The organism is Nocardioides ungokensis, from assembly GCF_013466985.1.
GTDB classification, from domain to species: domain Bacteria; phylum Actinomycetota; class Actinomycetes; order Propionibacteriales; family Nocardioidaceae; genus Nocardioides; species Nocardioides ungokensis.
Genome location: NZ_CP059164.1, coordinates 2,677,283 through 2,689,226, shown reverse-complemented (window position 1 = coordinate 2,689,226; position 11,944 = coordinate 2,677,283). Strand labels below are relative to the sequence as shown.

Sequence of the window (11,944 nt, the reverse complement as noted above, 5' to 3'; positions counted from 1 at the left end):
CGCCTCGGCCCGGCTGGCCCAGGCGGGCTGAGGGTCGTCGCCGTCGAGCGCAGCCTGGTCGGCGGGGAGTGCCCGTTCGCCGGGTGCACCCCGTCCAAGCTGGCGATCCGTGCGGCCGACCTGCTGGCGGAGTCCCGGCGAGCGTCCGTGCTGGCCGGCGACGTCGAGGTCCGCCCCGACTGGGGCCGGGTCGCTGCTCGCATCCGTGAGGCCAACCACGACTGGGACGACGCCTCGCACGTGCGGCCACTGGAGAGGGCCGGGGTCACCGTGGTCCGCGGGCACGGCCGGCTCGCCGGCCCCGGCCGGGTCGTGATCGAGTCCGGCGACCGTCGTCGCGAGGTCGTGGCTGCCCGCGGCGTCGTGCTCGACACCGGGACCGACCCGGACGTGCCGCCGGTCGACGGCCTCGCCGCGACGCCGTACTGGACCAACCGTGAGGTCGTGCGCGTGACCGAGCCGCCGGAGAGCCTGGCGGTGCTGGGCGCCGGCCCGATCGGGGTGGAGCTGGCGCAGGTCTTCGCCCGCTTCGGGGTCGCGGTGACCCTGCTCGAGACGGCGGACCGGATCCTGGGCGGCGAGGAGCCGGAGTCGAGCGAGGTCGTCGCCCGTGCGCTCGCGGCCGACGGGGTCGACGTGCGCACGGGAGTGGCGATCCGGCGGGTGGACCACGACGGCTGCTTCCGCATCGTCACCGACGACGGGGAGCTCTCCACCGAGGCCCTGCTCGTCGCGACCGGGCGCCGGGCCAACCTCGACGACCTCGGCCTGGAGACCGTGGGCCTGGACCCGTCGGCGGGGCGGCTCACCACCGACGAGCGGATGCGGGCCGGCGAGCGACTGTGGGCGGTGGGCGACATCACCGGCGAGGGGGACTACACCCACCTCTCGCTCTACCAGGCCGGCGTCGCGGTGCGTGACATCCTCGGCGAGGACGGACCGTGGGCCGACTACCGGGCGGTGAGCCGGGTGACCTTCTGCGACCCCGAGGTGGGGTCGGTGGGGATGACCGAGGCCCTGGCGCGGGACGCGGGGCTGGACGTGCGGGTGGGCACCGCGGACCTGGCGGGGGCGGCCCGCGGCTGGATCCACGGCTCCGGCGGCGACGGAGTGGTCAAGCTCGTGGCCGACGCAGGGCGGGGCGTGCTCGTCGGCGCCTCGGCGGTGGGCCCGTGCGGCGGCGAGGTGCTGGGCCTCCTGGCTGCCGCCGTGCACGCGGAGATCCCGGTCGCGACCCTGCGCCAGATGCACTTCGCCTATCCCACCTTCCACCGGGTGGTGCTGGCTGCCCTCGTGGATCTGGGCCTCTGAGCTGGGACGCGTCTGACGGGTTTGACGGGTGGGGCGTGAGGGCATTGTGCGCTCATGTCGTCGATCGCGCGCCTGCGTGTCCTGCTCGCCTGCCTGCTCGTGCAGCGCTGCTCAGGCCTCCCGGCGACGCCAGACCCGGCCCGCCGCGCACCGGCACCGACCACTCCGTCACCGAGGAGACCGGCATGACCCAGTCACCCCAGGACCCCTCCCATCCCGCTCCCTCCCACCCCGCTGCCTCGCACTCCGCCCCGGGCCAGCGCGTCGCGTACGGCGACCCGCTCACCGACCCGATGCCCGGCACGGCCGAGGCGGGTCATCGGGCCGGCGGACCCTCGGACGGCCCGGTCGACCCGCAGCCGGCTCCGGCGCCGTGGAGTCCCGAGCGCGAGCAGGCGGGTCGCGAGCAGGAGGGGAGGACCGGGCGGGGGAGCCGCGCCGGTTCATGACCGCCACCGACTTCCTCGACCGTCGGGCGGGCTCCCAGGACAAGGGGCCGGCGACGTGGGGCTGGCGGGGTGCGGTCCGTCGCCTGAGTGGCGGCATGATCAGCCCACGGATGGGGCCGGCCGAGGTGGCCTACGAGCAGGACCGGTCGCTCATCCAGAAGGACTTCGACGGCCCGCGGACGATCGCCTTCATCAACCCCAAGGGCGGCGCGGCCAAGACCACCGGCGTCCTCGCCGCGGGCTACACGTTCGGCACCGTCCGCGGTGGCGGCGTCGTCGCGTGGGACAACAACGAGACCCGGGGCACGCTCGGCATCCGGGGCACGCGCAGCACGCACCGCAACACCACGCGCGAGCTGCTCGAGGACCTCGAGCGTTTCAGCGACGTCTACCAGTCGAGGATCGGCGACCTGGGTGCCTTCGTGCGCTCCCAGGGCGATGCGCACTTCGACGTCCTGGCCTCCGACGAGCGGCCGGACGTCACGGGCATGATCAAGGCGCAGGACTTCGACGCCGTGCACAGGCTGCTCGAGCGCTTCTACCGGGTGATCCTCGTCGACACCGGCAACAACATGCGGGCGGAGAACTGGCTGGCCGCGGCCGAGGCCGCCGACCTGCTCGTGGTCACCAGCACCGTGCGCGAGGACACCGGCTACAGCGGCCTGTGGATGCTCGACGCGCTCCAGGACGCGGGCTACCAGAACCTGAAGTACAAGACGGTGACCGTGCTCTCCGACCCCTCCGCGCAGGTCGACACCAGGCTCGCCGACGACCTGGTCGACGTCTACCAGCAGCGCACCCGCGGGGTCTACCGCGTGCCCTACGACCCGGCGCTGGTCGCCGGGTCGGTGGTGCCCTACTCGCAGCTGTCCGGGAACACCCGGATGCAGTGGCTCAAGGCGTGCGCGGGGATGGCCGCGGCGCTCTGAGCCCGCCGGTCACGACTGCAGCAGCGTCCTGGTCCACACGTCGGCGAGGAGCGCGGCGAACTCCTGAGGGGTCCGACCGAGACCGGTGACGAGGGCGTAGTAGTCCGGGCTGTTCATCGACCAGATGAGGTCCGCCACCTGCTGGTCGGTCAGGTCGTCGCGAAGCTCTCCGGTGGCGCGCAGGTCGGCCGCGAGCAGCAGCATGTTGGCGGCCCGCCGCTCGGAGATCCTGGTCGCCATCTCGCGGCAGGAGTCGTCGGTGGTGCCGGCTGCCCGCAGTGCCAGGAGGAGCGGGACCGCGGGCGGCAGCACCACGGCGAGCGCGTCCGCGTAGATCCCGATCTTCTCGCGCGCGGTCGTGGCAGCACGGACGTCCCGGACGTAGCCGCGCTCCTCCGCGGGTACGGGTTCGTCTCCGCGCGCGAGGACCATGTCGACGACGGCGAGCAGCAGCTCCGGCTTGCGCCCCACGCTGGTGTAGACGGTGTCCACGGACACGCCCGCTCGCCGCGCCACCCGGGCGACCGACGTGGCGGCGTACCCCTGGCCCAGGAAGAGGTCGCGCGCAGCCCGCAGCACGGCCCGGCGCGTCTCGAGCGCAGCGGCCCGGCGTCGGGTGGCGTCGTACGCACGCTTCTTGACGGGTGTCGGCACGGGACCTACTGTAGCAATTGATCCGAAGGCGCTTCGGGTCAATTGGGAGGGACCATGTCCACCGAGCAGAGCATCCCCGATCAGACCGTGCCCGCGCCGGTCATGCGCGAGCCGGGCCACGGACGGGCGACCTGGGCGATGGGGTCGCTCTTCGAGCACCTCCTCGAGCCGGGCGAGGGAGGTGGCGAGCTGGGAGCCGCGCTCGTGACCCAGCCCCCGGGGATCGCGACCCCGCTCCATCGCCACACCCGTGAGGCCGAGGCCTTCTTCGTCCTCGAGGGGAGGATCGACTACCGGGCGGGCGAGCAGGACTTCGAGCTGTACCCCGGCTGCTTCATGTACCTGCCGCGTGGCCTGCCGCACGCCTTCCGCATCCGGGGTGACACGCCCGCGCGCTTCCTCGGCCTCACCACGCCGGCCGGGCTGTTCCACCTCTACGACGAGGTCGGTGTCCCGGCCGCGGAGCGCGGTTGCCGGGCGCGGACGGACTCACCCCGGAGGTCGAGATCCCGCACTGGGTCGAGGCGGGCCCGCGCTACGGACTCGAGGTCCTCGGACCACCGATTCCCGAGTGAGACGCTCGCTCAGTCGGTGGCCGCGCCCCAGCCGTGCCACCGGTCGATCTCCATCCATGCGCTCACGCGCGGGCTCTCGCGGTTGGGGTAGGGACGGCCGCCGTAGTGGGTGCTGAGCCGGTCGATGTCGATGAGCCCCTCGTCGTCGACCATCTCCACCACGCGCCCGATCAGGGACACGTGGGTGTACCAGCTGGACTCGTCGAGCACGGTGAGGGTGAGGCGGGGGTCGCGGCGCAGGTGCTTGAGCCGCACCCGCGTGTGGTCCATGTTGAGCAGCACCCGGTCGTCCTTCTCGAGGATGTACCACGTTGCCACCGAGATCGGCTGGCCGTCGGAGCGCAGGGTGGTGACGACCGCCGGGTTGGGCTTGGTCAGCAGGGTGCGGACGTGGTCGGGGAACGGCAGCTCGGGCATGGAACCTCCTGGTCGTGGGTTACTGAACATAGGTAACCGAACAGATGGAGGCGAATGCATGCGCGCAGTGGTGTACCGAGAGACCGGTCCGGCGTCGGTGCTCGAGCTCGTCGACCGGCCCGTGCCGGAGCCGGGTCCGGGCCAGGTGCGGGTGCGGATCGTGCGGGCCGGGGTCAACCCCACGGACTGGAAGTTCCGCACCGGTGCCGCGATGGCGTACGACGAGGTCACCCCCGGCCAGGACGGCGCGGGCGTCGTCGACGCGGTCGGTGCGGGCGTCACGGGTCTCGAGGTCGGCCAGCGGGTCTGGCTGGTCCTCGCGCAGCACGGTCGCCCCCACGGCACGGCCGCCGAGCACACCGTCCAGCCGGCCGAACGGGTCGTGCCGCTGCCCGAGGGCGCGTCGTACGACCTGGGGGCGAGCCTGGGCGTCCCGGCGGTGACGGCCCACCGGGCGCTCACCGCCTCGGAGGGCGGCCCCTCCCGGCTCGCGCCGGGTGCGCTTGAGGGTCGCACCGTCCTGGTCGCCGGTGGGGCCGGCGCTGTGGGCAACGCCGCGATCCAGCTGGCGCGGTGGGCGGGTGCCCGTGTCATCACGACCGTCAGCAGCCCCGAGAAGAAGGCACTGGCGACGGCGGCGGGCGCCCAGCACGTCGTCAACTACCGCGAGCAGGACGTCGAGAAGGAGGTCCTCGCCCTCGCCCCGGACGGGGTCGACATCGTGGTCGAGGTGGCGCCGGCGCAGAACAACGCGCTCGACCTGGCGGTGACGAGGATCCGCGGGACGATCGCGATCTACGCCAACAACGGCGGCGACGAGGTCACCCTGCCCCTGCGGGCGACGTTCTCCCGCAACCTGCGCTACCAGTTCGTGCTGCTCTACACCCTGGGCCAGGACCTGGTGGACGCCGCGGCCGAGGACATCAACGCCGCCGTGACGGCGGGTGCGCTCCGCGTCGGCGAGGAGGCGGGCGTCCCGCTGCACCACTTCGTGCTCGAGGACCTCGCGAAGGCCCACGAGGCCGTGGAGAACGGCGCGGTCGGCAAGGTGCTGGTCGACGTCGGCTGAGCTGCCCCGCCGGGGGTCGGCGCCTCGGCAGTGGGAGGCGTCCGGCCCTGCTAGGGTCGGTGCCGATCGACATCCTTTAACGAGCCGTCCCGTGAGGCGGAGAAGGAGGTCAGCGGCACATGCCCGCGCACCTGGAACCAGAGTCCGCCGCAGCTGCGGACACCGCACGCACCGTGATGGACGGGTCCGACATCGGTCGGGCCCTCACCCGCATCTCCCACGAGATCCTCGAGCGCAACAAGGGCGGCTCGGACCTCGTCCTCCTCGGCATCCCCAGCCGCGGCGTACCGCTCGCCGAGCGGATCGCCGAGCGGATCGCCTCCGTCGAGGGGTACGCCGTCCCGGTCGGCTCGCTGGACATCACGATGTACCGCGACGACCTGCGGATGAAGCCGGCCCGGGCGCTTCTGCCGACCCAGATCCCGAACGGCGGCATCGACGGCAGGACCGTCGTCCTGGTGGACGACGTGCTCTTCTCGGGGCGCACCATCCGCGCCGCCCTCGATGCGCTCGGCGACATCGGTCGGCCCAAGGCGGTGCGTCTGGCCGTGCTGGTCGACCGCGGCCACCGTGAGCTGCCGATCCGGGCGGACTTCGTCGGCAAGAACCTCCCCACCTCGCTCGTGGAGCGGGTGCGGGTGCGGCTGCTGGGCGTGGACGACGTCGACGCCGTCACCATCCTGGGCTCGGAGGGAGAGGGAGCATGAAGCGACACCTGCTGAGCGCGGCCGACCTGACCCGCGACGACGCCGAGCTGGTCCTCAGGACGGCTGAGGAGCTCCGCTCGCTGGCCGACCGGCCGATCAAGAAGCTGCCCGCGCTGCGCGGCCGCACCGTGGTCAACCTGTTCTTCGAGGACTCCACCCGCACCCGCATCTCGTTCGAGGCCGCCGCCAAGCGGCTCTCGGCCGACGTCATCAACTTCGCGGCCAAGGGGTCCTCGCTGTCCAAGGGCGAGAGCCTGAAGGACACCGCACTGACGCTCGAGGCCATGGGGGCCGACGCGGTGGTCGTGCGCCACTCCGCCAGCGGCGCCCCGCACCGGCTGGCCAACTCCGGGTGGGTGCGCTCGAGCGTCGTGAACGCCGGCGACGGCACCCACGAGCACCCGACCCAGGCGCTGCTGGACGCCTTCACGATGTGGCGGCACCTGGCCCCGCAGAGTGGGGGGAGCCTGGACGGGCGCCGGGTCGCGATCGTCGGCGACGTGCTGCACAGCCGGGTGGCCCGGTCCAACGCGCTGCTGCTGCGCACGCTCGGGGCCGAGGTCACGCTCGTGGCGCCACCCACGCTGTTCCCCGTGGGCATCGAGAGCTGGCCGGTCGAGACGTCGTACGACCTCGACTCGGTGCTCCCGAAGGCCGACGTGGTGATGATGCTGCGCGTCCAGCGGGAGCGGATGCACGGCGGCTTCTTCCCCACCGCGCGGGAGTACTCCCGCCGCTACGGCCTGGACGGCCGCCGGATGGCGACCCTCCAGGACCACACGATCGTCATGCACCCCGGACCCATGGTCCGCGGCATGGAGATCACCGCTGACGTCGCCGACTCCGACCGCTCGGTGATCGTCGAGCAGGTCACCAACGGCGTGGCCGTGCGGATGGCCGTCCTGTACCTGCTGCTGGGTGGGTCGCAGCCCGCCGTCTCGACCGAAGGGCTCCCGGAGTGACCACCTACCTGATCAAGAACGCCTCGATCCTGGGGGGCGAGCCCACCGACCTGCTGCTCGCCGCCGGGGTCGTCCGGGAGATCGGCAGCGGCCTGTCCGCCGAGGGCGCCGAGACCGTCGACGCGACCGGGCTGGTTGCGCTGCCCGGCCTGGTCGACCTGCACACCCACCTGCGCGAGCCCGGTCGCGAGGACGCCGAGACCGTCGAGTCCGGCACCCGCGCCGCGGCGTCCGGCGGCTTCACGGCCGTCCACGCGATGGCCAACACCGAGCCCGTCGCCGACACCGCCGGTGTGGTGGAGCAGGTCTGGCGGCTGGGCCGCGAGGCCGGCTACTGCGACGTCTACCCGGTCGGTGCGGTGACCGTCGGGCTGGCGGGGGAGCGGCTGGCCGAGCTCGGCGCAATGGCGGACTCCGCGGCCCGGGTCCGGGTGTTCTCCGACGACGGCAAGTGCGTCAGCGACGCCGTGCTGATGCGGCGGGCGCTGGAGTACGTCAAGGCGTTCGACGGCGTCATCGCCCAGCACGCGCAGGAGCCGCGGCTCACCGAGGGTGCGCAGATGAACGAGGGCGAGCTGTCGGGCCGCCTCGGCCTCGCCGGCTGGCCGGCAGTGGCGGAGGAGGCGATCATCGCCCGCGACTGCCTGCTCGCCGCGCACGTGGGCTCGCGCCTGCACGTCTGCCACGTGTCCACGGCGGGGTCGGTCGAGATCGTCCGCTGGGCCAAGGCGAAGGGCTGGGACGTCACCGCCGAGGCCTGCCCCCACCACCTGCTGCTCACCGACGAGCTGGCCGCGACGTACGACCCGATCTACAAGGTCAACCCTCCGCTGCGCTCCGCGGCCGACGCCGAGGCGCTCCGAGTCGGGCTGGCCGACGGCACCATCGACATCGTCGCCACCGACCACGCCCCCCACCCGCACGAGGACAAGGACTGCGAGTGGGCGGCCGCGGCCTTCGGCATGCTCGGCCTGGAGACGGCGCTCTCGATCGTGCAGGAGACCATGGTCGACCCTGGCCTGCTCGACTGGGCCGGCGTCGCGGAGCGGATGTCCTACACCCCCGCGCGCATCGGCCGGGTGGCCGACCACGGCCGTCCGATCGAGGTGGGGGAGCCCGCCAATGTGGTGCTCTACGACCCGGCCGCGCGTCGTACCGTCGAGGCCTCCGAGTCGGCCTCGCTCTCGCGGAACACGCCGTACGCCGGCATGGAGCTGCCCGGCCGCGTCGTCGCGACCTTCCTGCGCGGCACACCGACGGTGCTGGACGGCAAGCTGGCCTGACCCGCGGGTGCGTGGCAGTCTCGGTCCCATCGACCGAGGAGGATCTGCATGTCCCGTGTGGTGCACTTCGAGATCCAGGCCGACGACGTGGAGCGGGCCAAGGCCTTCTACGGCGCGGTGTTCGACTGGTCCTTCACCGACTGGGGCCAGGTCACCGGCTCCACCTATTGGGGAATCGTGACCGGCCCCGACGACGAGCTCGGGATCAACGGCGGCCTGCTGCAGCGTCCCGCGCCGGCGCCCGCCGCGCAGCAGGGGACGAACGCGTTCGTCTGCACCATCGGCGTCGGTGACTACGACGAGACCGAGCGCCGGATCCTCGATGCGGGTGGGCAGGTCGCGCTGCCGAAGATGGCGCTGACCGGCATGGCGTGGCAGGGGTACTACCTCGATCCCGAGGGCAACACGTTCGGCATCCACCAGCCCGACCCGGAGGCCAAGTAGCCCTCCGGTGGTTGAGGTGCGAGCGTCAGCGAGCCTCGAAACCCCCGCAGCCCACGCAGGGCGTTGACCACGTCGGCTTGCGGGCGGTTGGTGGTTGCGGTCCTTGGGCAGCTACGCGGGGGACGCCCCGCTGGGTTTCGGCTGCTTCCCGGGCTGCGGGCCGGCGGTCCTTGCGTGACTATCGGGAATGTCTCGAACAGGTGATCGATTCGTTATCTTCGGCGGTGGATAACCGCAGGTCAACGACCCCTGACTGTCGGTGGCCTCTGGTTGAGTTGGGTCATGGAGCAGCCCACCGGTACGCCGACCACCCCCGCCGGGGTCGTCGCATGTGCGGACCGGGTGCTGGCCGAGCTCGACGAGACCATGTGGGTCGCGAAGACGTCGGAGGAGCTGGTCGAGGCGGTGGTGGTCGCCGAGCGACTCCGCGCCCACCTCGCCGCCCTGGAAGCCGCGGTCGTGGCCGAGGTGCACGCCCGCGGGGTCGCCAAAGGTGAGTTGGCGTGGGGGTCGACCGCGGAGTGGTTCACCCACCTGGCCGGCACCCACCGCGGCACCGGTCACCAGACCGTCCGGCACGCCGACACCCTGGTCCACGAGCGTTCCGCGACCCACGCCGCGATGACCGCGGGGCGGGTGTCGCCCGAGCAGGCGGCGGTCATCGTGGACGCAGTGGACCGGCTGCCGACCGACGCAACAGTTCGGCAGGACGGGGAGGCGTTCCTCCTCGATGCCGCGACCCGGTTGAACGCGACCGACCTGGCCAAGGCCGCCCGGCACCTGGTCGAGGTCGCCGACCCCGACGGCGCCGAACGCAAGACCGAGAAGGAGCTGGACCGGCAGGACCGGGCCGCGCACCATGGTCGCTTCCTGGCGATCGTCGAGGACGGGGCCGGCGGCATCCGGCTCCGCGGCCGCGGCACCGTCGAGGACGCCGCCGCGATCAAGGCCGCCCTCCTCCCGCTCACCAAGCCCCAGCCCGCGGTGGACCCGTCCGATCCGGACGGCGACCAGCTGACCGACCCTCGTGACCACGGCGCCCGACTCTGGGACGCGCTGGTCGAGACCTGCCGGCACGCCCTGACCACCGACCTGCCACCCGACTGCCACGGCGCCCGACCCCGGATCGCGGTCACCACCAGCCTCGAGGCCCTCCAGGAACAGATCGACTGGGCCACCCTCGGCACCACCGGCACCGATCTCCGGACCATCGGAGCAGCGGTCACCGACGACGGGCTGGAGCTCACCCCCGCGACTATTCGGCGGATGGCCTGCGACGCCGACCTCATCCCCATCGCCCTCGGCACCCAGGGCGAGGTTCTCGACGTCGGCCGCACCAGCCGACTGGTCACCCCCGCGATCTGGCGGGCCCTGGTCTGCCGCGACCGCCACTGCGCGTTCCCCGGCTGCACCAGACCCCCGGTGATGGGCCACGCGCACCACATCGTCCACTGGGTCGACGACGGGGTCACCAGCCTGGACAACCTGGTGCTGCTCTGCGGCCACCACCACCGCACCATCCACCACACCCCCTGGCAGGTCAGGCTCAACCCGACCGACGGCAAGCCCGAGTTCCTCCCACCCCAGCGACCCGGAGCACCACCACCGACCTGGATCCGAAAACAGACCCCGCCGTGAGTGACGGGGCTCGTGGGCGCCCGGTGCGGTCATCGACTTCGGCGACGACCTGGCCAAGATCCGGAAACGCCGCACCGCCCGGGAGATGAACCCGCGCTGGCGACGAGCAACTGCTACAGCGCCTCGGGGAGCGACAGGCACTTCGACTGGTGCGCGCGGCCGCTGGAACGACCGGACATCCGCAGCGCCCTCTAGGAGTCGGGCCTGTCGGGTGGGTCGAGGGCGCGTCCTGCCCTCCGGGACGGCGTGCCTGCCGGGGTCGGCCGCGCTGGTAGGGTCGGGCTCGCTTGCGCATCCTTTAACGATCCGTCCCGTGAGGCGGAGAAGGAGGTACGGCGTGCCACTGCATGCCCCCGCTCACCCGTCCTCGACCCGGTCGACTCGTTCCCCCGCAATCCTGGTCCTCGAGGACGGTCGGACCTTCAGCGGCGAGGCCTACGGCGCCGCGGGGGAGACCTTCGGCGAAGCCGTCTTCAACACCGGCATGACCGGCTACCAGGAGACGCTGACCGACCCGTCCTACCACCGCCAGGTGGTGATGACCGCCCCACACGTGGGCAACACCGGCATCAACGACGAGGACCCGGAGTCCCGCCGGATCTGGGTGGCCGGCTACGTCGTCCGCGACCCGGCCCGAGTCCCGTCCAACTGGCGCTCCCGCCGCAGCCTCGCTGACGAGCTCCGCGAGCAGGGCGTCGTCGGCATCTCCGGGATCGACACACGGGCGCTGACCCGACACCTCCGCGAGCGCGGCGCCATGCGCGTCGGCATCTCCTCGGTCGAGACCGACCCGGGAGCCCTGCTGGAGCGGGTCCGCGAGTCCGGACAGATGGCCGGCGCGGAGCTGGCCGGCGAGGTCTCCACCAAGGAGGCGTACGTCGTGCCCGCCGTCGGTGAGCGGCGCTTCACCGTCGCCGCCCTCGACCTGGGGATCAAGGGGATGACCCCGGCGATGATGGCCGAGCGCGGCATCGAGGTGCACGTGCTGCCGGCGACGTCGAGCCTCGACGACGTGCTCGCCGTGCAGCCCGACGGCCTGTTCTTCTCCAACGGCCCCGGCGACCCGGCGGCCACCACGCACCAGATCGAGCTGCTGCGCGGGGCGCTGCAGCGGGGGCTGCCCTACTTCGGGATCTGCTTCGGCAACCAGCTCTTCGGGCGCGCGCTCGGCCTGGGCACCTACAAGCTCAAGTACGGCCACCGCGGCATCAACCAGCCGGTCATGGACCGCACCACCGGCAAGGTCGAGGTCACCGCGCACAACCACGGCTTCGCGGTGCAGTGGCCGACGGGGTGGGGCTCGACGAGCCGGTGCCGACGGCGTACGGCGCCGCGACGGTCAGCCACGTCTGCCTCAACGACGGCGTGGTCGAGGGCCTCGAGCTGCGCGGCGACGACGGCCGGCTGAGGAGCTTCTCGGTCCAGTACCACCCCGAGGCCGCCGCGGGCCCGCACGACGCGGCCTACCTGTTCGACCGGTTCGCCGACCTCATGAAGGAGGCCTGA

The 11,944-nt window shown here is 72.6% G+C and carries 12 protein-coding genes and 1 pseudogene; 11 read left to right on the top strand and 2 right to left on the bottom strand.

Going from position 1 to position 11,944, the window contains the following annotated elements; translation table 11 throughout:
• Positions 1-27 precede the first annotated feature (27 nt).
• From H0S67_RS13275 to H0S67_RS13265, 3 genes are all read left to right on the top strand, one after another.
• Positions 28-1,311 (top strand): dihydrolipoyl dehydrogenase family protein, encoded by a 1,284-nt coding sequence (locus H0S67_RS13275; protein WP_343050503.1) that lies wholly within the window; start codon positions 28-30, stop codon positions 1,309-1,311.
• A 185-nt stretch (positions 1,312-1,496) separates the two neighbouring features.
• The gene (locus H0S67_RS13270; protein ID WP_180933446.1) at positions 1,497-1,760 is read left to right on the top strand and encodes a hypothetical protein; all 264 of its coding nucleotides are present in this window, start codon (positions 1,497-1,499) and stop codon (positions 1,758-1,760) included.
• Positions 1,757-2,689, top strand: a complete 933-nt coding sequence (locus H0S67_RS13265) for a MinD/ParA family ATP-binding protein (protein ID WP_246354722.1) — start codon at positions 1,757-1,759, stop codon at positions 2,687-2,689. Before H0S67_RS13270 ends, H0S67_RS13265 begins: the two co-directional genes overlap by 4 nt.
• Positions 2,690-2,698: 9 nt before the next feature.
• On the opposite strand, the gene H0S67_RS13260 is transcribed toward H0S67_RS13265, so the two are convergent.
• Complete coding sequence (locus tag H0S67_RS13260) at positions 2,699-3,343, bottom strand: TetR/AcrR family transcriptional regulator (RefSeq protein ID WP_246354721.1); 645 nt, start codon at positions 3,341-3,343, stop codon at positions 2,699-2,701.
• Between the two features lie 54 nt (positions 3,344-3,397).
• On the opposite strand from H0S67_RS13260, the gene H0S67_RS13255 reads away from it, so the two are divergent.
• The gene (locus tag H0S67_RS13255) at positions 3,398-4,009 is read left to right on the top strand and encodes a cupin domain-containing protein (protein WP_246354720.1); all 612 of its coding nucleotides are present in this window, start codon (positions 3,398-3,400) and stop codon (positions 4,007-4,009) included.
• On the opposite strand, the gene H0S67_RS13250 is transcribed toward H0S67_RS13255, so the two are convergent.
• Complete coding sequence (locus H0S67_RS13250; protein WP_180933443.1) at positions 3,928-4,335, bottom strand: PPOX class F420-dependent oxidoreductase; 408 nt, start codon at positions 4,333-4,335, stop codon at positions 3,928-3,930. The two genes, H0S67_RS13255 and H0S67_RS13250, sit on opposite strands and share 82 nt — an antisense overlap.
• A 58-nt stretch (positions 4,336-4,393) precedes the next feature.
• Between H0S67_RS13250 and H0S67_RS13245 the strand changes: the two genes are divergently transcribed.
• The 7 genes and pseudogenes from H0S67_RS13245 (at position 4,394) to carA (ending at position 11,944) form a co-directional block, all read left to right on the top strand.
• Positions 4,394-5,404 carry an NADPH:quinone reductase gene (locus H0S67_RS13245; RefSeq protein ID WP_180933442.1) on the top strand — a complete coding sequence of 337 codons (1,011 nt, stop codon included), beginning with the start codon at positions 4,394-4,396 and terminating at the stop codon, positions 5,402-5,404.
• A gap of 119 nt (positions 5,405-5,523) precedes the next feature.
• On the top strand, positions 5,524-6,111 hold the full coding sequence (pyrR, locus tag H0S67_RS13240; RefSeq protein ID WP_180933441.1) for a bifunctional pyr operon transcriptional regulator/uracil phosphoribosyltransferase PyrR: 588 nt from the start codon (positions 5,524-5,526) through the stop codon (positions 6,109-6,111).
• Positions 6,108-7,073: an aspartate carbamoyltransferase catalytic subunit gene (locus H0S67_RS13235; protein WP_180933440.1), complete on the top strand. Its 966-nt coding sequence runs from the start codon at positions 6,108-6,110 to the stop codon at positions 7,071-7,073. Before pyrR ends, H0S67_RS13235 begins: the two co-directional genes overlap by 4 nt.
• The gene (locus tag H0S67_RS13230; RefSeq protein WP_180933439.1) at positions 7,070-8,356 is read left to right on the top strand and encodes a dihydroorotase; all 1,287 of its coding nucleotides are present in this window, start codon (positions 7,070-7,072) and stop codon (positions 8,354-8,356) included. The genes H0S67_RS13235 and H0S67_RS13230 overlap by 4 nt, the downstream gene beginning before the upstream one ends.
• 48 nt (positions 8,357-8,404) lie before the next feature.
• On the top strand, positions 8,405-8,800 hold the full coding sequence (locus H0S67_RS13225) for a VOC family protein (RefSeq protein WP_180933438.1): 396 nt from the start codon (positions 8,405-8,407) through the stop codon (positions 8,798-8,800).
• A gap of 282 nt (positions 8,801-9,082) precedes the next feature.
• Positions 9,083-10,438, top strand: coding sequence for an HNH endonuclease signature motif containing protein (locus H0S67_RS13220; protein WP_180933437.1), 1,356 nt, complete (start codon positions 9,083-9,085; stop codon positions 10,436-10,438).
• Positions 10,439-10,775: 337 nt separating this feature from the next.
• Positions 10,776-11,944, top strand: a pseudogene (gene carA / locus H0S67_RS13215) (glutamine-hydrolyzing carbamoyl-phosphate synthase small subunit).

What these genes read in the sequence shown, in the direction of transcription:
- H0S67_RS13220 (WP_180933437.1), top strand. Translation starts at nt 9,083, where the DNA reads ATGGAGCAGCCCACCGGTACGCCGACCACCCCCGCCGGGGTCGTCGCA.
- H0S67_RS13265 (WP_246354722.1), top strand. Translation starts at nt 1,757, where the DNA reads ATGACCGCCACCGACTTCCTCGACCGTCGGGCGGGCTCCCAGGACAAG.
- H0S67_RS13245 (WP_180933442.1), top strand. Translation starts at nt 4,394, where the DNA reads ATGCGCGCAGTGGTGTACCGAGAGACCGGTCCGGCGTCGGTGCTCGAG.
- H0S67_RS13225 (WP_180933438.1), top strand. Translation starts at nt 8,405, where the DNA reads ATGTCCCGTGTGGTGCACTTCGAGATCCAGGCCGACGACGTGGAGCGG.
- H0S67_RS13250 (WP_180933443.1), bottom strand. Translation starts at nt 4,335, where the DNA reads ATGCCCGAGCTGCCGTTCCCCGACCACGTCCGCACCCTGCTGACCAAG.
- H0S67_RS13235 (WP_180933440.1), top strand. Translation starts at nt 6,108, where the DNA reads ATGAAGCGACACCTGCTGAGCGCGGCCGACCTGACCCGCGACGACGCC.
- pyrR (WP_180933441.1), top strand. Translation starts at nt 5,524, where the DNA reads ATGCCCGCGCACCTGGAACCAGAGTCCGCCGCAGCTGCGGACACCGCA.
- H0S67_RS13270 (WP_180933446.1), top strand. Translation starts at nt 1,497, where the DNA reads ATGACCCAGTCACCCCAGGACCCCTCCCATCCCGCTCCCTCCCACCCC.
- H0S67_RS13255 (WP_246354720.1), top strand. Translation starts at nt 3,398, where the DNA reads ATGTCCACCGAGCAGAGCATCCCCGATCAGACCGTGCCCGCGCCGGTC.